15 protein-coding genes are annotated in these 19,438 nt (G+C 55.9%); 10 read left to right on the plus strand and 5 right to left on the minus strand.

Features of this window, described 5'->3' with window-relative positions; all coding sequences use genetic code 11:
* Positions 1-10: 10 nt before the first annotated feature.
* A complete protein-coding gene (gene lptD / locus LJE94_17515; protein MCG6911901.1) occupies positions 11-2,404 on the minus strand; it encodes an LPS assembly protein LptD in 2,394 nt (797 codons plus the stop codon).
* Positions 2,405-2,494: 90 nt separating this feature from the next.
* Here lptD and surE point away from each other — a divergent pair, with 90 nt between their 5' ends.
* From surE to LJE94_17540, 5 genes are all read left to right on the plus strand, one after another.
* A complete protein-coding gene (surE, locus tag LJE94_17520; GenBank protein MCG6911902.1) occupies positions 2,495-3,253 on the plus strand; it encodes a 5'/3'-nucleotidase SurE in 759 nt (252 codons plus the stop codon).
* 76 nt (positions 3,254-3,329) lie between these two features.
* Positions 3,330-3,965, plus strand: coding sequence for a dTMP kinase (gene tmk, locus LJE94_17525; protein MCG6911903.1), 636 nt, complete (start codon positions 3,330-3,332; stop codon positions 3,963-3,965).
* Between the two features lie 88 nt (positions 3,966-4,053).
* The gene (gene cysS, locus LJE94_17530) at positions 4,054-6,339 is read left to right on the plus strand and encodes a cysteine--tRNA ligase (GenBank protein ID MCG6911904.1); all 2,286 of its coding nucleotides are present in this window, start codon (positions 4,054-4,056) and stop codon (positions 6,337-6,339) included.
* Positions 6,340-6,348: 9 nt separating this feature from the next.
* A complete protein-coding gene (locus LJE94_17535; protein ID MCG6911905.1) occupies positions 6,349-7,380 on the plus strand; it encodes a hypothetical protein in 1,032 nt (343 codons plus the stop codon).
* 16 nt (positions 7,381-7,396) lie between these two features.
* Entirely contained in the window at positions 7,397-7,684 is a 288-nt protein-coding gene (locus tag LJE94_17540; protein MCG6911906.1) for a ferredoxin family protein, read from the plus strand.
* 64 nt (positions 7,685-7,748) lie between these two features.
* On the opposite strand, the gene LJE94_17545 is transcribed toward LJE94_17540, so the two are convergent.
* Positions 7,749-8,780, minus strand: a complete 1,032-nt coding sequence (locus tag LJE94_17545; GenBank protein MCG6911907.1) for a response regulator — start codon at positions 8,778-8,780, stop codon at positions 7,749-7,751.
* Positions 8,777-11,443, minus strand: a complete 2,667-nt coding sequence (locus LJE94_17550) for a response regulator (protein ID MCG6911908.1) — start codon at positions 11,441-11,443, stop codon at positions 8,777-8,779. The genes LJE94_17545 and LJE94_17550 overlap by 4 nt, the downstream gene beginning before the upstream one ends.
* A 122-nt stretch (positions 11,444-11,565) precedes the next feature.
* Here LJE94_17550 and LJE94_17555 point away from each other — a divergent pair, with 122 nt between their 5' ends.
* The 5 genes from LJE94_17555 (at position 11,566) to LJE94_17575 (ending at position 17,340) form a co-directional block, all read left to right on the plus strand.
* Entirely contained in the window at positions 11,566-11,916 is a 351-nt protein-coding gene (locus LJE94_17555; GenBank protein ID MCG6911909.1) for a hypothetical protein, read from the plus strand.
* Positions 11,916-12,653, plus strand: a complete 738-nt coding sequence (locus tag LJE94_17560) for a 1-acyl-sn-glycerol-3-phosphate acyltransferase (protein MCG6911910.1) — start codon at positions 11,916-11,918, stop codon at positions 12,651-12,653. The genes LJE94_17555 and LJE94_17560 overlap by 1 nt, the downstream gene beginning before the upstream one ends.
* Positions 12,650-14,302 carry a ribonuclease J gene (locus tag LJE94_17565; protein ID MCG6911911.1) on the plus strand — a complete coding sequence of 551 codons (1,653 nt, stop codon included), beginning with the start codon at positions 12,650-12,652 and terminating at the stop codon, positions 14,300-14,302. Before LJE94_17560 ends, LJE94_17565 begins: the two co-directional genes overlap by 4 nt.
* Before the next feature lie 93 nt (positions 14,303-14,395).
* Positions 14,396-16,540: a DNA translocase FtsK gene (locus LJE94_17570; protein MCG6911912.1), complete on the plus strand. Its 2,145-nt coding sequence runs from the start codon at positions 14,396-14,398 to the stop codon at positions 16,538-16,540.
* A gap of 173 nt (positions 16,541-16,713) precedes the next feature.
* On the plus strand, positions 16,714-17,340 hold the full coding sequence (locus LJE94_17575; protein MCG6911913.1) for a class I SAM-dependent methyltransferase: 627 nt from the start codon (positions 16,714-16,716) through the stop codon (positions 17,338-17,340).
* A 54-nt stretch (positions 17,341-17,394) separates the two neighbouring features.
* On the opposite strand, the gene LJE94_17580 is transcribed toward LJE94_17575, so the two are convergent.
* Together LJE94_17580 and LJE94_17585 are read right to left on the minus strand one after the other, a co-directional pair.
* Positions 17,395-18,111, minus strand: coding sequence for a class I SAM-dependent methyltransferase (locus tag LJE94_17580; protein ID MCG6911914.1), 717 nt, complete (start codon positions 18,109-18,111; stop codon positions 17,395-17,397).
* Complete coding sequence (locus LJE94_17585) at positions 18,092-19,342, minus strand: glycosyltransferase family 4 protein (protein MCG6911915.1); 1,251 nt, start codon at positions 19,340-19,342, stop codon at positions 18,092-18,094. Before LJE94_17585 ends, LJE94_17580 begins: the two co-directional genes overlap by 20 nt.
* Positions 19,343-19,438 lie beyond the last annotated feature (96 nt).

Genomic DNA, 19,438 nt, shown 5'->3' on the forward strand with positions numbered 1-19,438 from the left:
CCACGATATTTCAGGGGGCGATGCCGCTTTCGAAGCCGCCGATGCCCTTGAGCCGTATTTCAAACGCGTACATAATTTCATCCACGTCCCTGGTATAGCGCAGGTCCAGGGACCAGCACTGGGCATCGTACAGGATCCCAAGCGTGGTTTCAAGATCCTCATCCGCATAAAAGTCGTATTCATAGCGGGCGATCAGCGACAGGGGGCGGGTTAGACGCAGCAAACCATCCACGACCAGCGAATTGACGCCATCCCCGGCATCTTCGTCTGTCTCTCTGGTATAGCGGTGTTCGATTGTCAGAACGTCGTCGCGGTTGTCGGAAATCCGCGACAAAAGACTGTGGCTCACGGGTTCGTTGTCATAAACGGACCAGTCCGCATCCGCCGACAGCCTGAAATGACGCCCGGGCGTGATCTGCAGCCTTGCAAAAACCGGTCTGAAGGGTTCCCGGCTTTCACCGTTCTTCCATTTGTCGGGGTCGTCCTCGAAAGCTTCGTTAAAATCATAGGTCTGCCCGATGTCGAACCGCGCCATCTGATGATACCGGTAGCCGGGGGCCTCATCGGAAAGCTCGGGTTTCTGCTGGACCGCCCGGCGCTGGATGAACAGGTTGGACAGGGAATAGGTGACCTGATTCGACGCTTCAATCCTGTCGATGGCGTCGAAGTCGGGGTGGGACGACTGTGCATAGTCGGGCACATAGTTATAGGTAATGCGTGGATTGAGGGTGTGCTTGAGAGGCTGTTGACCTTCACCGCCGTTGAAAATCCTGTAGATTTCCGTCGACAGGTCCAGGCCGATATCCCAGAATTCACGGTGCTGGTAGTCTTCTCCGGCATCATCCGATGTGGGATCGACGTCGTCTGCGATATACCAGGCGGTTTCACGCAGCCCCACAGATGGTTCCAGAGTAAAATAACGGCCGACGTCCAGGGGCAGGTAACCCCGGGGATACAGGTCGATCCGGTGGTCCCGGGTGACCCCGTTGTCGGTGGTCGTCGTGTCCCTGTAAAAATGGGTGTAGGAGGAACTCAGATCAAAAAAAAGGGGGGTATTGGCGACAGCCTGTTTCGAACCGTTGAACTGGATGAAAGGCAGCCTCTGGGCGGTGGTGTCGGGCAGATCCTGGGTGCGGGCGATGACATCGTCATACCATCTCGCCTCCGCATTCAGGTTGAAGCGCGACCAGTACCGGTTGACGTTGAAACGATTAAGCCTTACCGGATCGTTGTAATCGTCCAGGTCTCGTCCGAATTCATTGTTGTAGTAATCGCGGGTTGTGATGAAACCCGTGTATCCCCGCTTGAAATCCGTCAGGTAATCCTGATCGCTGACAATGTCCAGGTCGAACAGGGCCTTGAAGTTTCCAGGAAGTTCCTGGTCGTTTTTGGTTCTGAACCAGTAACGGTCCCTGTTGGTCCGCAGAAAATCGTCGCCGGTATTCTCCACATAGCCCCAGTCCCTTTCCGGGGAGCCCGGGTCGTCCCCGGTGACGCTGTCGACCCGCCGGTCGTCCAGGTAGTCGAACATGGTCGTTCCCTTTGAAAGGGGACTTGACGCGTAGCGGTATTCAGTGCCGAATTTGTTACCCCTGTCGGACATGTAATGCGAGTAGAAAGTGGCATCCGAGCTTTTGTTGATGGCCCAGAAAAGCGGTTGGTCGTATTCATAGCCCTTGCGGCTGGAATAACCGATCTGGGGCGTCAGCAGACCGGTCTGCCGCTTGGTCTTGACGGGGAATCCAATCCAGGGTGTGTAAAGGATCGGCACATTCTTAACCCACAAGGCGGCATGGTAGGCGGTCCCATAGCCCTCGATGGTCACATTGAGATTACGCCCCGTGATTTTCCAGTCGGGTTTTTCACCGTCACACGTGGTGACGCTGGCTCTGTCGGCCCGGTAGGTGTCTTTACCGGTTTTTTGGAGGTTGTCGGATCGAACGATGAAATGGTTTTTTTCAAAATAGAGTCTGCCGTTGGACACCTGCCCCTCTTCCCTTTCCAGGTCGAAGGTCAGGCTGTCGGCCGAGATCACATCTTCGCCGGAGGAAACCACGATGTGACCGCTGGCCTCCACCGTCATGTTTTCATGGTCGAACCGGACCTGATCGGCGCTGATCTTCTTGTCCCCCTGGGTGATTTGAACGTTGCCCCGGGCATTGTATACCTTGGCGGTATCGTCATAACTCAGCTCGTCGGCCACGATGTGCCAGGGGCGGTTCGGCTCGTTCAACTGGCGGTCCAGGTCTTCCGCCGCTGCCCCGGCAGCGGACAGGGTCATCAGAGCGAAAAAAACAATGGCGATTCCAAGGAGCAGGGTGCCCTTGGCGGCTTGGGAACAGATCTCCTGAAAGGCGTTTCCGGCACGGGTCGTTGAGGATTCTGTATGGATGTTCGGGGGCATCGATGTCCGATCGATCAGAGAATGGTTAAAAACCGGTTGCCATCATTTTAAATATTCCATATAAGGCCAAAACAGCTTAAAAATCAAGTTATGGATATTCTGCTATCAAACGACGACGGCATTCAGGCGGAGGGGCTTTGGGCCCTGTACAGGTGTTTTGCGCCTTCACATCATTTGATCGTCGTCGCTCCGGACCGTGAAAGGAGCGCCATCGGGCATGCCATCACCCTGCATGCGCCCATTCGGGCCGAAGCGGTCTCCATGAACGGTGAAAAAAACGCCTATGCCGTCAACGGGACCCCCGCGGATTGCATCAAACTGGCGGTTACCGAATTGGTGGGGAAAAAGCCGGACCTGGTCATAGCCGGCATCAATCCCGGTGCGAATGTTGGCGTAAATGTAAATTACTCGGGAACGCTGGCCGCGGCGAGGGAGGCGACGCTGTACGGCATTCCGGCCATTGCGGTTTCCATACAAGGGAGGTCGCCGGCCTATTACGACGAAGCGGCCGTCTTTGTCGAGGGATTGGCGCGCAGGGTCGGCCGGCATGGTCTGCCGCAGGGGACACTGTTGAATGTAAACATTCCCGACCTGCCCTGGGACCGCTTGAAGGGCATACGCTTCAGCCGGCAGGGCAGTGAGCATTTCAAGGAGGGCATGGAAAAACGCTTCGATCCCCGGAATCGCCCTTATTACTGGTACGGGGCGTATGCCCAGGAGCCCACCGGGCAGGCCGATGCGGACGCCATGGCCCTGGCCGAGGAGCATATCAGTATTACCCCTCTTCAGTGCGATGCCACCAATTATGACTATTTGGATACGCTGGAGACATGGGATATCCGTTTATAGGATATTTCCTAAGTTGATCATTCTTAAAATTTGAAACCCTCAACTTAGAATATTATTGAGGAGCGCCGGCCAAACCATGTTCATTTCATTCGAAGGCATAGAGGGTTCGGGAAAAACGACCCAGATAAGCCGGGTGAGGGATTTTTTGGGCCGAAAGGGTGTCAGCTGCGTCACGACGCGGGAACCGGGGGGTACGGAGATCGGGCGGCGCATTCGGGCCATCCTGTTGGATCCCCGCAGTGAAGAACTCCATCCCCTGGCGGAACTGTTGTTGTATATGGCCGACCGGGCGCAGCACCTGAGACAGGTCGTGCAGGTCAACCTGGAAGCGGGCAAAACCGTTTTGTGCGACCGGTATTTTGACGCCACCCTCGCTTATCAGGGGTATGCCAGGGGGCTGGACATGGAGATGATCACCCGGCTCCACCGGCAGGCACTCGGGAATGTAAAGCCGGATCTGACCTTTCTGCTGGATCTGTCCCCCGAGGAGGGGCTTGCCAGGGCATGGCGGCAGATCGATGGCGGAGACAGGGCGGCCGGCGAGACGCGTTTCGAGGAAGAAAAAGTGGCTTTCCATCAAAAAGTGCGCGAGGGTTACCTTACGCTCGCCGAGGCCGAACCTGCCCGTTTCGCAGTGGTTGACGCCGCCATGGATGTAGACAGGGTGGGAGACGCGATTTGTTCGGTCCTGACTGAAAAGTTGGGGGTATAGGGTGAACGGTGTAACGGTATCAAATTTCAGGCGCAAGGGCTCGGGGCATTGCGCTTACCTGTCGGCGTGGGGGCACACCGCGTAGATCATGAGCAACGGCATTCTGGATAAAATAGGCAACACCCCCCTGGTTGAGATCAAGCGCATCAACCCGAACCCGGACGTGACCGTGCTGGCCAAACTTGAATATATGAATCCGGGGGGTTCCATCAAGGACCGGGCGGCGCTCTACATGATCGCGGCCGGGGAGACATCGGGAGAACTGACCCCAAATAAAACCGTAATAGAAGCCACCAGCGGCAATACGGGTATTGGACTGGCCATGGTGTGCGCGGTCAAGGGGTACCGCCTGCTGTTGGCCATGTCGGAATCGGCCAGTGCGGAACGGCAGCAGATTCTGCGGGCCAGGGGCGCAGAAATTTTGTTGACGCCCGGGCACCTGGGAACCGACGGCGCCATCGAAGAGGTCTATCGCCTGGTGCGCGAAAATCCGGGCGACTATTTCATGACCGATCAGTTCAACAATGAGGCCAACTGGCAGGCCCATTACCACGGCACCGCACCTGAAATCTGGGCCCAGACCAAGGGCAAGGTGGACAAAATCGTCGCCACCCTGGGAACCAGCGGGACGCTCATGGGTATTTCCCGCCGCATGCGGACCTACGACAAAAAGGTTACCGTGATCGGTGTGGAACCTTACCTGGGGCATAAGCTCCAGGGCCTTAAGAACATGAAAGAATCTTATCATCCTGAAATTTTTGATAAAAGCCTTTTGGATCAAAAAACGAACGTCGAGGATGAGCCCGCTTTCGAGATGGCCAGGCGGCTGGCTACGGAGGAAGGGATCTTTGTGGGCATGAGCAGCGGTGCCGCCATGGTGGCGGCCCTCGATGAAGCCGCCACCATGCATTTCGGCACCATTGTGGTGGTGCTGCCGGACGGCGGTGAGAGATACCTCAGCACACCCCTTTTTACGGTCAGGGAAAACGTTCACCTGAAGCTTTTCAACACCTTGAGCCGCACCAAGGAGCCTTTCGAACCGCTGGTTTCGGGAAAGGTGTCCATATATTCGTGCGGACCCACGGCCTATGCCAGGATGCATTTGGGGGAATGCCGGCGGTTCGTTTTTTCCGATCTGTTGAGCCGCTATCTTACCTACAGGGGATACGCCGTCAAGCATGTTATGAACATCACCGATTTCGACGACAAGACCATCGAGGGATCGGAAAAGGCGGGCATGGATCTGTCTGAATTCACCGGCAAACACATCGACCGCTTCAAGGCCGATCTGGCATATCTGGGGATCCGGCCGGCGGACAATTATCCCAGGGCCAGCGAACACACGGAAGAGATGGTGTCGCTGGTACGCAGGCTGGTAGCCAAGGGCTTTGCCTATGAAAAGTTGCGCTCGATCTACTACGACATTTCACGATTTACGGATTACGGAAAGCTTTCGGGTGTCGATTTGGATAAAATCAGATTGGGCGCTACGGTTGACCTGGATGAATATGAAAAAGAAAATCCGAGGGATTTCACGCTCTTGAAAAGATCCAAGTTGTCCGAACTGAAACGGGGCATTTTCGTTCAGACCGACTGGGGCAACGTAAGGCCGTCCTGGCATATTCAGTGTGCGGCCATGTCCATGAAACACCTCGGTGAAAGCTACGACATTCATACGGCCAGCCGGGAACTGATCTTTCCTCATCACGAAAACGAGATCGCCATCGCCAGTTCCGTTACGGGCAAACCACTGGCGAAATATTGGCTCCATTGCGACAGGGTGCTTGCGGACGGGAAAAAAATGCAGGGTGATGGCGGCGACCTGTCCATAGAGGACTTGATGGCGGCCGGCTACAAGGGACGCGAGATACGCTACTGGCTGATTACGGCGCATTACCGCCGACCGGTGCAGTACTCCCTGTCTAAACTGGAAAATGCCAGGCGGGCGTTGAAAAGGATCGACGCCTGTGTCAAAAGGCTTCAGGGGGTGACCGGTGGACGGCCCTATGCCGATCTGGATCAACTGATCTATGACATCAAGCAGGGCTTCGTGGGCGCGATGGATGACGACCTCAACATTTCGGCTGCCGTCGCCAGCATTTTCAGCCAGATAAAAAGAATCAACAAGTTGATCGGGGCGGGGGAGATAGATGCCTCCGGGGCAGCACAAGTGCTGGAGGCCTTCAAACGCATTGATGACGTGTTGAATATTTTCGATATCAGGGCAATCAGCCCGGACGCAGAAATTGCCAGCCTGATCAGGGAAAGGGAAGCGGCCAGGCAGAAAGGCGACTGGGAGCGGGCCGACGCCATTCGCCTGGCCCTGACGGCCCGCGGCGTCATGGTTCAGGATAGAAAGATAGACATCGAATAGCCGGATGTCATGTCTGCAAAAAAGTTGAACGGGAGGAGGGGGATGCTGCCGGTATATTTTCCGTTTACAAGCATAGACGAGCGTCTGATGCGGGCCTTGGGCCGTATTTTCAGCAAGGTGGTCGTTTACCAGATGATGGAGCCGGGCATACCCGAAAGGATGAAGCGATGGCGGGAAGAGGGACGGCTCGACATTCGACTGCCCATGCAGCATCTTGAAAAGAAACTCACCGCCGTCCTAAGGGATTTTCGAACGTGGGCCGGCGATCATCTTGGGGGCGACCTGACCTTTTTCAAAGCACAGGGGGGGGGCGTTCCTTTTTACAGCGGCACGTCGGTGGCGCAGATCCGCAAGGATATCCGGGTGAAGAGTGAAGGGGGGACTGCCGGGGAGGGTGACGATGCCGGCGAACTCTATCCGGCCCTGTTTCTCCAGATGGCGCAGGAATTGGACGAGAAAAACAGGGAGATTGTCGGCGATCTGGAATCCCAGGCACAAAATGAGCATGCGTTGATGCACGCGCTCAAGGGATATGAAGGGGCGGAGACGCTTTACGGTCCGGGAACGGTGGTTGCGCCCGAAGACAGTTCCGTATATATGCTGCCCCAAAGGCTGGCGGCCTGGACCCGCCTCGTTTCCGCGGACGGGCTTTGGTCACCGCTGCTGATCACCTCGCAGAGCGGTGTTTTGGAGGAACTGGCGGAACGGGCGTCTGTGGTGAACAAAGAGATGTCGTTTCTGCAGACCGTTACGGCGCCGTCTGATGAAGGGGGATCGTCGGCGTCGTTTCAAAACGATTTGATGGAATACCTTGAGGCGCTTTCTACGCACCCATGGAATGCCGAAAACAAACCGCCCCCATTTGCCTGTGGTGCTGAACCTGCGGCCGGGGCAGTAGGACTGTCTTTGTATATATTTCCAGGGGTTAACCCATACGAATTGCTGGGTGGCTTTTACAATGGTGGTGTCATCGACGCTCCCGGCGGACAACCTTCCCCCGCCGTTTTCGGCAACACCCTGGTGGGCGTTGCCGGGCATTAAAAATTGACAAGAATGCTTGACTCGAAATTTTAATTGGTATAATGGCAATTCCCATGTCAGAGACATGGCGGCAAAGGATGCCGAAACTTTATTTATACGAAAGGAGATGAGCAAAATGGCGTTCGTACCTACAGTTGATGAAGAAAAATGCGTAGGCTGTGAGGAATGTGTAGACGTTTGCCCTGTTGAAGTATTCGAAATGCAAAACGAAAAATCAGTTCCGGTCAACGCTGACGAGTGCCTCGGCTGCGAAAGCTGCGTTGAAGTATGCGAGGAAGGCGCGGTTACCGTCGAGGAAACCTAAACCGATGGCATACACGTGCCGAATAGAAAGGGCCGGGTCCACGCGTGTGGACTCGGCTTTTTATTTATGGATTTTTGGCGGCAATGCGTCTGAATGCGGGGATCGACTCCAGGAACAGATCGAAAAACCCGGGGTCGAAATGGCTGCGGCGCTCTTTTTGCATCGTTCTGATCACTTCCTCTTCGGGTGAAGCCTTGCGATAGACGCGGTCCTGGCTGAGGGCGTCGTATACGTCCACCAGGGAAACGATACGGGCCGCCACAGGGATATCCTCCCCCTTGCGATTTTCCGGGTAGCCGCCTCCTTCCCAGCGTTCATGGTGGTAAAGGGCGATTTCATGGGCCATCTGCAGCATGGGGAATTCCGAATCCTTTAGAATCTGTCCACCGATGAGGGTATGCGATTTGATGACTTCGAACTCATCTTCAGTGAGGGGTCCCTCCTTTTGCAGGATGGCATCCGGCACCCCTATTTTCCCGATATCGTGCATGGGGGCCGCCAGGCGGATGTCCTCGACCTGTTCGTGGGTCCACCCCGCGGCATTGGCCAGGTGGGCACTGAAAAGGCCTATGCGCCGCACATGCCCGCCGGTTTCTTCATCCCTTGATTCCAATGCGGTAAGCAACCTGATGATGGTTTCCTCCTGAGTCCGTCGGATCAGGCGGGTTTGCATGCGGACGATATTTTCCAATCCCTTTCCGTATTCCCTCAAGGCCCTTTCCAGCCTTACCGTGCGTTCCCCTACGGAAAGGCGCGCCCTCAGTTCGTCGGGCTCGAAAGGTTTGACCACATAATCGTCGACGCCGATCTCCGACAGCCCTCTGACCACATCCTCCTTTTCTCCTCTCGAGGTCAACAGGATGGTGTAGACGTAGGGTTTGTCGCTGCCGCGGTTCCGAATGTGACCGACCAGTTCCATGCCGTCCATCTCCGGCATCATCCAATCGGTGATGACCAGATCCATCTCCAGCGAAAGAAATTTTTCCAGCGCCTCCCGTCCGTTGCCGGCGGCAATGACGTGGTGGCCCCATTTCTCGAGGAAGTGCTGCAGCCTGCGAAGGCTGATGGCTTCATCTTCGGCGATGAGAATGTTCAAGCTGTTTTCTCCTGAGTCATATCCACAAACATCTCTTCCAATCTGACAAGATCGTCCGCTAGAAGCCCAAAAGTGCTTTCCGCGTGCTCGAGACTGTTTTCGCGGCCCATCTTTTCCAGGGCGAAGGCTTTCTGGACGGATGCCTCCACTTGAAAATTTCCCAGCATGCCTTTGAGCGCATGGGCCTTTCTTTCGAGCCCCGAAAAATCGCCGTCAGTGATGGCGTCGCGGATATCCTGCATCATCTGCGGATAATCGGCCACGAACATATCGACCACTTCCAGGAAAAATTCCCAGTCATTGTCGAAAGCCTGCAGAAGCGCTTCCCTGTCGAAGAACGGGCGTTTATCAAGGCTTTGCGCTTTTTCGAGGTCTGTGGCGTTGTCTCCGGCAACCACCTTGTCGCTGCTGCGGCCCACGAGGGCGTTGATGGCGTTCAGCAGCGTTTCCGAAGAGATCGGTTTGGGAACGTAGTCATCCATGCCCGCTTCCAGGCAGCGCTCACGGTCACCCTTCATGGCATGGGCCGTCATGGCGATAATGGGCACATGGGTCCCTTTTTCCTTTTCCATGGCCCTGATCGTCTCGGTCGCTTCAAACCCGTCCATTTCCGGCATTTGCACATCCATCAGCACAATGTCGAAACGATGCCGGGAAACGGCGGCACAGGCCTCTTTTCCGTTTTCCACGATGGTGGCCTTGTGTCCCCAGCGATCCAGCAGGCGGCGGATAAATTTCTGGTTGAAGAGTGTGTCCTCCGCCACCAGGATGTTCAGTGTGGCGGGGCTTACCGCGCTTGCATGGCGGCGGATCTCCCCCGAAGCGCCTTGGTGCGCATTTTCTGCGCCGGCGGCGGTAATGACGGCATCCAAAAGGTCCGAGGGCCGCACCGGTTTGGTGACGATGGCCTTCACGTTCAGATCGTTGAGGTCCACCTGGCTTCTATTCCTGAGCGAGGTCAGCATCATCAGAATCTTGCAGTGCATCTCTTTCCGGGTTTTCAGCCACCTTACCAGAGAAAAGCCGTCGGCTACCGGCATGTCCGAATCCACGAGAAGCAGGTCGAAAGGATTCCCGGAAGAGACGGCCTGCAGTAGTATTTCCTGGGCGTGGGCCATGGAGGTCGTTCCCCGGGGGCGCATCTTCCACCCCTCGAGCATCTCCATCAGTATGCTCAGGCTGCTTTCGTTGTCATCGACGATAAGTGTTTTCAGGGTGCCCAGTTCAATATCCTGCTGAAAGGGTGCGGTTTCCTGTCCCTGCGACGATGGCTGCGAAAATCTGGAGAGGAAGCGGAATGCACTGCCCTGCTGCGGAGGACCGGGCTGCTTCGACGGCGGATTCGCAACCGGGCTTTCAACCCACAACCGTCCGCCCATCAGTCCCACCAGCTGGCTGGAAACGGCCAGACCGAGGCCGGTACCGCCGAAGCGGCGCGTCGTGCTGCCGTCTGCCTGGGCAAAGGCGCCGAATATGCTCTCATGTTTCTCAGGCGGTATTCCGATGCCGGTGTCGGTGACGGAGATCAGCAGTTTGCAGCTGTCGCGGTCGATCTTCTCGGGTTCAACCGAGAGAATGATTTCGCCTTCTTCCGTGAATTTGATAGCGTTGCCGACCAGGTTCAGGATTACCTGTCTCAGTCTGGCGGGGTCGCCCACCACGTTTTCGGGGACGTCCCGAGCTACCCGGTAGGCCAGTTCGAGCTCTTTTTCGTGCGCCTTGGCGGCGACGATTCTAAGGGATTCCCCCAAAAAGTCTCGCATGTTGAAAGGGATCTCCTCCAGCTCCAGCTTACCGGCTTCGATTTTCGAAAAGTCCAGAATGTCGTTGATGAGCGAAAGCAGCGAGTAGGCAGCGGCAACGACGACATCCAGGTCTTCGCGCTGTTCGGGCTTGAGCTCCGTTTCCAGCATCAACTCGGTCAGTCCGATGATCGAATTCAGCGGCGTGCGGATCTCATGGCTCATGTTGGCCAGAAATTCACTCTTGGATCGGCTGGCAGCCTCTGCCGTCATTTTTTCCCGGTAAAGGGCTTCGGCCCGCTTGCGCCTGGTGATATCGCGCAACAATCCGCGAAAACCCGCGGGCTGTTCACTGTTGCCGGTGATGAGAGAGATGGCGGTTTCGAAAAAACGTCGGGTGCCGTCATCTGTGACGGTCGACCATTCCAATTCGTTGGGCCGGGATGCACCGTCGCTCAGAGTCCTGAACTTCTCGATGAGTTCGTCGGCGATTTCCCCTCCCAAAAACGTCTCGACGGGCCTGCCGATGATGCCGCCCTTAGGGCGCCCGATGATTCTGGACAATGCGTCGTTGCAGAAAGTCAACCGGCCCTCGGTGTCGACTTCGTAATAGCCGTCCTCGATGCTTTCGATGATCGTGCGGTATTTGGTTTCACTTTCGCGCATGGCGGCTTCCGCAGCCCTGCGCCGATTGATCGTATACTGGGCGTGGGAACCGAAAATTGCAAAAAAACTCAACACGAGCAGGCGAATGAGAAGGTCGTTCACTGTTGGCCCATAGAGGCGCTGGGTAAAGGAGACGTCATTCGCCAGCATGACATGCACCAGGGCCTCCAGCATCCAGTAGAGCACAGCCAGACCAAGCCCGAAAAGGGCCATGTGGTCCATCAGGTTGAATTGCTTTTTGGATTGGTTTTTCATTATGCAATATCCGCTATATGACAAAACAGGTAAAACCACAACCATATAATTTGTGCCGGCACCCCTACCTGTTGTTGTCATTGACCCGCAGGCAACATATATATTGCGCAAGGCGGGGAATTGTGATAGTCAACGATCGTATGAAACAGTACGTTGTCGACGAGATCAGAGCGCCTGAATACGAGAGAATAAAGACCTATCTGGATACGGAATTCGGCTCTCCTGAAATGGGCGGCATTTATTGGATCACCATTCCGGAAGAACTCATGAGCGAGGTTCAGCATGCACATAAGGCATGCCAGCCATACTGCTTCGCCCTGGATCTCCTGCCGGAACGCTTGTCCTGTGAACTGCTTGTCAGAACCAGAAACCGTATCCGGTGCGATTGTATGGGGTATGCAACCGAATCTCAAAGGGACTGGATCATCAGCGTGGTGGATGCCATGTTTGAGAGATTGGAGATCTACACCTGATGCGAACGCTGCGTCGTCTGATATACACCCTGGTCGTTGTCGTTTGGGTCATTTTGGTCACCATTGTGATGGGCCTTCTCGCCATCACGACGGCCTTTTTCAGTAGAAAGGGAAACGGTCCGCACCTGGTCGCCAGGACATGGGCCAAATCGATCCTATGGGTGAGCCGGGTAAAAGTGAATCTGAAAGGGCTGGACAATCTGCCCGGGGATACCCCCTGCATCCTCATGCCGAACCATCAGAGCAATTTCGATATTCCCGTGCTTTTGGGCCGGCTGCCGATCCAGTTCAGGTGGCTGGCCAAGGCGGAGCTGTTCAAGATTCCCATCTTCGGAAGAGGAATGCGGGGCTGCGGCTACATCAGCATAGATCGCACCAACCGCAAATCCGCGTTCAAAAGCCTGGCCGAAGCTGCCCGGAAGATACGGGACGGGGCTTCGGTTCTTATCTTCCCGGAGGGTACCCGCAGCCGGGACGGCGACATCGGACCTTTCAAAAAAGGGGGGTTCGTTCTGACGGTCGATGCCGGCGTTCCCATCGTCCCCATCATCATCTACGGGACCCGCACCATTATGCCCAAGGGACGTCTTATCATGCAGCGTGCCGAGGCTTACATGGAAATATTGCCGCCCGTGGAAACCTCCGGATACACCCGCAAGACCAAGGACCTGTTGATCGAGGAAGTCCGGTCCATTATCTGCACCGCCTTTGATCGCGTTAGAGAATCCTCGCCATGACATTGAAAATCATACCTTTGGGCGGTTTGGGGGAAATAGGCCTCAACATGATGGTCTACGAATATGGCGACACCATGTTCGTCGTGGATGCCGGGTTGATGTTTCCGGAAGACTACATGCTGGGAGTGGACTATGTCATCCCGGACATGTCCTATATTCGCCAAAACTCTTCCCGGGTGGCGGCCATCGTTCTCACGCACGGGCACGAGGATCACATCGGAGCCCTGCCTTTTCTGCTGAGGGAAGTCAACGTGCCGGTTTATTCGACCGCCTTCACCCTGGAACTTGTGCGCCACAAGCTCGAGGAACACGACCTGCTCGAGACGGCCGTTCTCCATCAGATCTTTCCGCAGGACCGGTTGAGAATCGGACCGTTCGAGTTGGAGTTCATCCGGGTGTGCCACAGTGTGGTTGACGGTGTCGGCTTGGCCATTCGCACGCCTGCCGGTTTGATCGTCCATACCGGGGATTTCAAAATCGACCATACGGCCAGCCGGGAGATGATGACCGACGTCAACGGATTCGCCAGGTGCGGCGAGAAGGGGGTTTTAGCCCTGTTGTCCGATTCCACCAATGTGGAAAAAGAGGGGTACACGATTTCAAGCAATGACATCGGCGAGACCCTGTCGAGAGTGATTACCGGGCGCAAAGGCCGCGTTATCGTCGCCCTTTTTGCGTCCAACATCACCCGCATCCAGAAAATTATCGATATTGCCGCGGAACAGGGGCGCAAGGTCGTGTTCAACGGTCGCAGCATTGAATTGAGTGTCAGGATTGCCAAGGAACTCGGGTTTCTTAGAATAAAGGAGGGGATGGAAATCGACGTTGCTTCGCTGGAAGAATACGAGGACGACGAGATCCTCATGGTCATGACCGGGAGTCAGGGGGAGCCCATGTCCGCCCTGAGCCGCATGGCGGTGGGAAACCACAAGCTGATCAAAATCAAGCGAGACGACACGGTCATTTTATCTTCGAAATTCATTCCCGGCAATGAAAAAGCCATCGCCAATATTATCAACAACCTGTATCGGCGCGGGGCGGATGTTATCTACGAAAAGATATCCGCCATTCACGTCTCCGGACATGCCTTTCAGGAAGAACTGAAACTGATGATCAACCTCACCAAGCCGAAGTACTTCATCCCGATTCACGGAGAGTTCCGGCATCTCACGCTGCACGGCAGGCTGGCCGGCAAGACCGGCATTCCGGAGGAAAACATCATTATCGCCCAGAACGGCCAGATCATCCGGTTTGACAAAACAGGCGCCGGCGTGCATGCAGACGTGGAAACCGGCCGGCTCCTGGTCGACGGCAAAGGCATCGGCGATGTGGGCAGAAGTGTGTTGAAGGAGCGTCGCCTTTTGTCGGAGGATGGCCTCGTCGTGGTCAACATGGCTTTTGATGAAGAAACCGGCATCATCGTTTACGGGCCGGAAATCGTTTCCAGGGGGTTCGTTTTCGAGACGGAAACGGGGCACCTTTTGAAGGACGCCGAGTGTGTCATTTTGGAAGTTGTGGAGGAGCTGCCGCCGGAGACCGAAGACCGGGTGGATAAGCTCCGCCGCAAGGTTCGGACCGCCCTGCGGCAATACTTTTACTTCACGATCGGGCGCAGACCGCTGATACTGCCTTTTCTTCTGGAAGTATAACAGAATTTTTAATGTGTTATAAACGGTCGGGATATCGGGAAGGAAATTAAACCTGGCTAAAAAGTCTGTTCTAATTTGAAAGTAAATGCTTTTATGAGGAAAGAAATAATCGGCATCATTCTGTTTTTCCTGGTCATTTTTACTCTGATCAGCCTGCTTTCCTACAGCCCGCAGGACCCCTCCATCAACAACGCCGGGGCAACGGGAGAGATCCACAACCTTTTCGGCTGGTTCGGGGCGCACGTGGCCGGCGCCCTTATCGCTCTTTTCGGGGTCGGCGCTTTCTGGACGCCGATACTGCTTTTGCTGCTGAGCGTCCAGTTTTTCGGTAAAAATTCCGAGGTGGTGATTTACCAGCGCATCGTCGGCGGTGTACTGCTGATCGTTACTTCCGGAAGCCTGATCGCCTTTTACAGCAACCACCTGTCGCTATTCGGCAGCCGCTTCTCATCGGGCGGCATCGTGGGCATTCCCCTGAAGTCCTTCCTGGAAGCGTACACCAATGCCAGCGGCGGTGTGATTATCCTGGCGCTGCTGTGGCTCATCGGCTTCATTCTCACCACCGGATTCTCCCTGGTGCGGTTTTACCGTCGTTCGGTGCTGGTCGGTTCCCGTGTCGGCGACAAGCTGACAACCGCTTATCTCAAGTACAAGGAGCGCAGGGAAAAGAACCGTAAACGCCAAAAAGCCATCAAGGCTAAAAAGATCAGCCGGCGGCAGGAGATCACCATCAAGGCCGTCAAACCCAAACCCATCAAGAAACCGCCGCCCCCGAAGCAGGAAGAGTTCGCCTTCATGCAGGACAAGACGGGATTCAAGCTGCCTCCCGTCAACCTGCTGGACGAACCCGATGAGGGAACCGTGGTCGCAGACCGGGAAAACCTCAAGATGCAGTCGCAACTTTTGGAGAAGAAGCTCGGCGATTTCGGTGTGAACGGAAAAGTGGTGACGGTGAGCCCCGGGCCGGTCATCACCACCTTCGAATACGAGCCGGCGCCGGGGGTGAAAATCAACAAGATCGTCAATCTGGCCGATGACCTTTCCCTGACGCTGCGGGCGACCAGCATCAGAATTGTGGCCCCCATACCGGGCAAGGCCGTGATCGGTATCGAAATCCCCAACGCCGAGCGCGAGACGGTTCGCTTCAAAGAGATCGTCACGTCGGACGTTTTCCAGAAATCGAAGTCTCCCCTGACGCTTTGCCTGGGCAAGGACATCGTGGGGGAGCCGGTGGTGAGCACCATGGACAAGATGCCCCACCTGTTGATTGCCGGCGCCACCGGTGCGGGCAAAAGCGTGGCCCTCAACACCATGATCAGCAGTTTTCTCTACAAGTCCACCCCCGATCAGGTAAAAATGATCATGGTCGACCCGAAACGCATTGAGCTGTCCATGTACGACGGCATCCCGCACCTGATAACACCGGTGGTGACCCAGGCCAAGAAAGCGACCAATGCGCTTTTCTGGGCCGTCAAGGAGATGGAAAACCGCTACGAACTCCTCTCTTCCATGAAGGCCCGCAACATCTCGCAATACAACAAGAAGGTGGAAAAAGCCCAGCCCGAAGAGGGCCAGGAGCCCCCGAAACCGCTTCCCTACATCGTCGTCATCATCGATGAGCTGGCCGACCTGATGATGGTGGCGTCGCGGGATGTGGAAGTGGCCTTGACGCGCCTGGCGCAGATGGCCCGAGCCGCCGGCATCCACCTGGTCATCGCCACCCAGCGTCCTTCGGTGGACGTTTTGACCGGGATCATCAAAGCCAACTTCCCCACGCGTCTGACATTCCAGGTTTCATCCAAAACCGACTCCAGGACCATTATCGACACCAACGGTGCGGAAACCCTTCTGGGAAACGGGGACATGCTGTTCCTGCCGCCCGGAGCGGGCAAGTTGCAACGCATCCACGGCGCGTACATATCCGAAACCGAAGTGGGCAGGATCACCGACTTTTTGAGGACGCAACGTGCGCCCGAGTATGACGATGAAGTGACCCAGGCCCCCACGGAGGAAAAGGCGGAAGACGGCGAACTGGAATTCGACGAACGGTATGACGACGCCGTCGCGCTGGTAACCAAGAGCGGACAGGCGTCCATATCCATGGTTCAGCGTCACTTGAGAATCGGGTACAATCGTGCCGCCCGCATCATCGAAACCATGGAACAGGAGGGCATCGTCGGACCTTCCGACGGCGCAAAACCGAGGGAGGTGCTGGTCAGGGGGTATGACGATATGTGAGTGCGGCTCGTGGAAAAGAGAATCAACCGTAGCCAGTAGAGAATAGAACCAAAACGGACAAGACATTCATCACGAAATCACGAAAGTACGAAAACACGAAATTTTAGGAATTTGTTCCGTGTTTTTCAGATTTCGTGCTTTCGTGATTTTTTATATGAAAAGGGGATAGATGTATGGAAGAACATATGTTCAAAATGCTGGACAGCGTCAAAGGCTTCCTGGATGAGGCCGAGGGCCGGGCCCTTTATGACACCGCTCTAAAGGCCAGCCTGAACGGACCCTGCCTGGAAATCGGCAGTTATTGCGGCAAGTCCGCCGTCTATCTCGGCCTTGCCTGCCGCCGGAAGGGCGGTGTTCTATTTTCCGTAGACCACCACCGCGGTTCGGAGGAGCAGCAACCGGGCGAAGAATATTTCGATCCCGCTCTGTACGACTACAACGTTTTTGCCGTGGACACCCTGGGCGCGTTCAGACAGACGGTTTCGAAAGCAGAGCTGGAGGACACCGTCATCCCGCTTGTGTGCCGTTCCGCCACGGCGGCCAGAAAGTGGTCGACAGCCCTCTCTCTGGTGTTCATCGACGGGGGGCACGCGTTTGACACCGTAATCGCCGACTACCGTGCCTGGTCGCCGCACCTAATCGAGGGCGGCTATCTCCTGATTCACGACATTTTCGAAAATCCCACCGAAGGCGGACAGGCGCCCTACCAGGTGTACCGGATGGCGCTGGACTCGGGTGGCTACAAAGAGGAGCTCCGGGTAAAGACGTTAGGTATTTTAAAAAAAATAACAAAGCAGTAGCAGATAAAAGGATTATTTGGACGCCGAAGAATACATGCATTACAATCGCTTGGATTAATAAAGATATTTTGTGAAGTAGAGCACCAGGCTTTTGCCGAACAGGGGATTGCACAACCGGTCCAGAAGTCGCGTCACCCTTGGTTTCTGCATGATGTCCCAGGTGAGAAAGCGGTGGTAGAGGTTCACGGAGCCTGAATCTTCCCGGATGGGGCCGACCAGGCATTTCAGCCACCAGTAGGGGGTGTGCAGGCTGTGGGCATAGTGGCTGGAGGTCAATCGCAGTCCACAGCTTTCGAAGAGGGCGACGATCTTTTTCTTGCGGTATATGCGAATGTGGCCCTGATTGGCCAGGTGGTATTCAGCGGACAGCTTCCAGCAAACCCATTCCGGGAAAAAACGGGGGACGGAGACGACCAGGGGGCATCCCGGTCTCAATACCCGGCAAAGCTCTTTCGCAGCGGTTTTTTCGTCGTGAATATGCTCCATAACTTCCGAGCAGATCACCAGATCGAAGGTGTGCCGCGCAAAAGGCATCGCCGTTATATCGGCGACGTTGAGTCCCCATGCCCCGCCGCCGTGTTCCCCCAGACGGTCATGCAACCGAAGCCGTTCCCTCGCCTGGGTTAAATCGTGAAAACATAAATCCGTACCAATGGCGGTTGTGGCGGGTTGCTGATAGGCGGCTCCGACATGCCTGCCTGAACCGCAGCCCACGTCCAGCACGCGACTCCCGGGTCTGATACGGGTTCTCTCAAAGTCCACGGTGATCACGAATAACCTCCCGATAGGCCTCTACCGTCTGTTCGGCAGCCTTTTTCCAGGTGAAATGCCTCTGAATGCGGTTGTAACCCTCCCGGCCCAGTCTGGTTGCCCTGTCGGTGTTCTTGAGCAGGTCCAACATCGCCGCTGCGAGCGCCCGGTGGTCACCCGGCGGGACCAGGACGCCGGCATCCCCCACCACCTCGGGCAGGGCGCCCCCGGTCGTGCTCACCACCGGCACACCACAGGCCATGGCTTCACCGGCGGGAATCCCGAAGCCCTCATAGAGGGAAGGGACGACGGCCAGCGATGCCCTGGCATACTGCCGCACGAAAACGTCATGGTCGATTCGCCCCGTGAAGTGCACCAGGTGTCCGATGTCAAGGTCGCGGACCAGTTTTTCGATGCCGCCGTTTTTCTTGGGCGAACCGACGACCACCAGCTTGACAGGGTGCGTTTTGGCGATGCGGGAAACGGCGTGCAGCAGATGGTAAAGCCCCTTCAGGGGAATGTCCGCGCTGTTGGTCACGATTACCCTGTTTTTTTCCCTCGCGATTTCCGGTATCGGGTAAAACAGGTCCGTGTTGATTCCGTTGGGCACCACCCGGAACCTGTCCGGGGGGATGCGGAAATCGTTCCCGATATCTCGTTTGGCGCATTCGGATACGGTAATGATGCCGGGAAGGTTTCGCGATACCAGCTTCTGCATCCTCAAAAAGGAGTGCCACCGCAGGTGTTTGATCTTTTTCCAAAAGGCGGACACGCTTTTCACCGCGAGGTCGCGGTCCACGGTGATGGGGTGATGGATGGTGGCGATGGTGGGCATTAAGCGTCCGATCGCCCATATCCCGTAGGAAAGGCTCTGATTGTCGTGAATGATATCGAAACGGCCGCGGCGGCGGCGCAGAAATTGATAGGCCCGCAACCCGAAGGTGAACGGTTCGGGAAATCCCATGGTGGCGACGCCGATCCATTCGAGCAGATTGATGGGCTCGGAAAGTTCGTGCAGCGTGGGAATGCGGAACGGATCCTTGGGGTTGTACAGGTCCAGTCCGCGGATATGATGAACCGGGATATCGCCGTGAAGTTGCGGGTCCGGCGGGCCGCTTGCCACAAGGACGTTGTGGCCCAGGTCGGTCAAGGCCCGGGAAAGGTTTTTCAGGTAAACTCCCTGCCCGCCGCTGTGGGGGTTGCTCCTGTAGCTGACCAGGCAGATATTCAATTGTTTTTCATGTGTTTTCATAAATTGGCATTGCATTACAGGGGGGGATTGTCCCCGTCAAGTCATTTCTCGCCGGGATCGTGGCTCCCCCTGACATTGCCCGCAGAGAAAAATCAT

It is taken from the genome of Deltaproteobacteria bacterium, assembly GCA_022340465.1.
Classification (GTDB): Bacteria; Desulfobacterota; Desulfobacteria; order Desulfobacterales; family B30-G6; genus JAJDNW01.

Excerpts from the sequence above, each read along its gene's own strand:
- lptD (MCG6911901.1), bottom strand. The coding sequence starts at position 2,404 with ATGCCCCCGAACATCCATACAGAATCCTCAACGACCCGTGCCGGAAAC.
- LJE94_17565 (MCG6911911.1), top strand. The coding sequence starts at position 12,650 with ATGACATTGAAAATCATACCTTTGGGCGGTTTGGGGGAAATAGGCCTC.
- cysS (MCG6911904.1), top strand. The coding sequence starts at position 4,054 with ATGAGCAACGGCATTCTGGATAAAATAGGCAACACCCCCCTGGTTGAG.
- LJE94_17560 (MCG6911910.1), top strand. The coding sequence starts at position 11,916 with ATGCGAACGCTGCGTCGTCTGATATACACCCTGGTCGTTGTCGTTTGG.
- LJE94_17570 (MCG6911912.1), top strand. The coding sequence starts at position 14,396 with ATGAGGAAAGAAATAATCGGCATCATTCTGTTTTTCCTGGTCATTTTT.
- LJE94_17585 (MCG6911915.1), bottom strand. The coding sequence starts at position 19,342 with ATGAAAACACATGAAAAACAATTGAATATCTGCCTGGTCAGCTACAGG.
- surE (MCG6911902.1), top strand. The coding sequence starts at position 2,495 with ATGGATATTCTGCTATCAAACGACGACGGCATTCAGGCGGAGGGGCTT.
- LJE94_17535 (MCG6911905.1), top strand. The coding sequence starts at position 6,349 with ATGTCTGCAAAAAAGTTGAACGGGAGGAGGGGGATGCTGCCGGTATAT.
- tmk (MCG6911903.1), top strand. The coding sequence starts at position 3,330 with ATGTTCATTTCATTCGAAGGCATAGAGGGTTCGGGAAAAACGACCCAG.
- LJE94_17550 (MCG6911908.1), bottom strand. The coding sequence starts at position 11,443 with ATGAAAAACCAATCCAAAAAGCAATTCAACCTGATGGACCACATGGCC.
- LJE94_17575 (MCG6911913.1), top strand. The coding sequence starts at position 16,714 with ATGGAAGAACATATGTTCAAAATGCTGGACAGCGTCAAAGGCTTCCTG.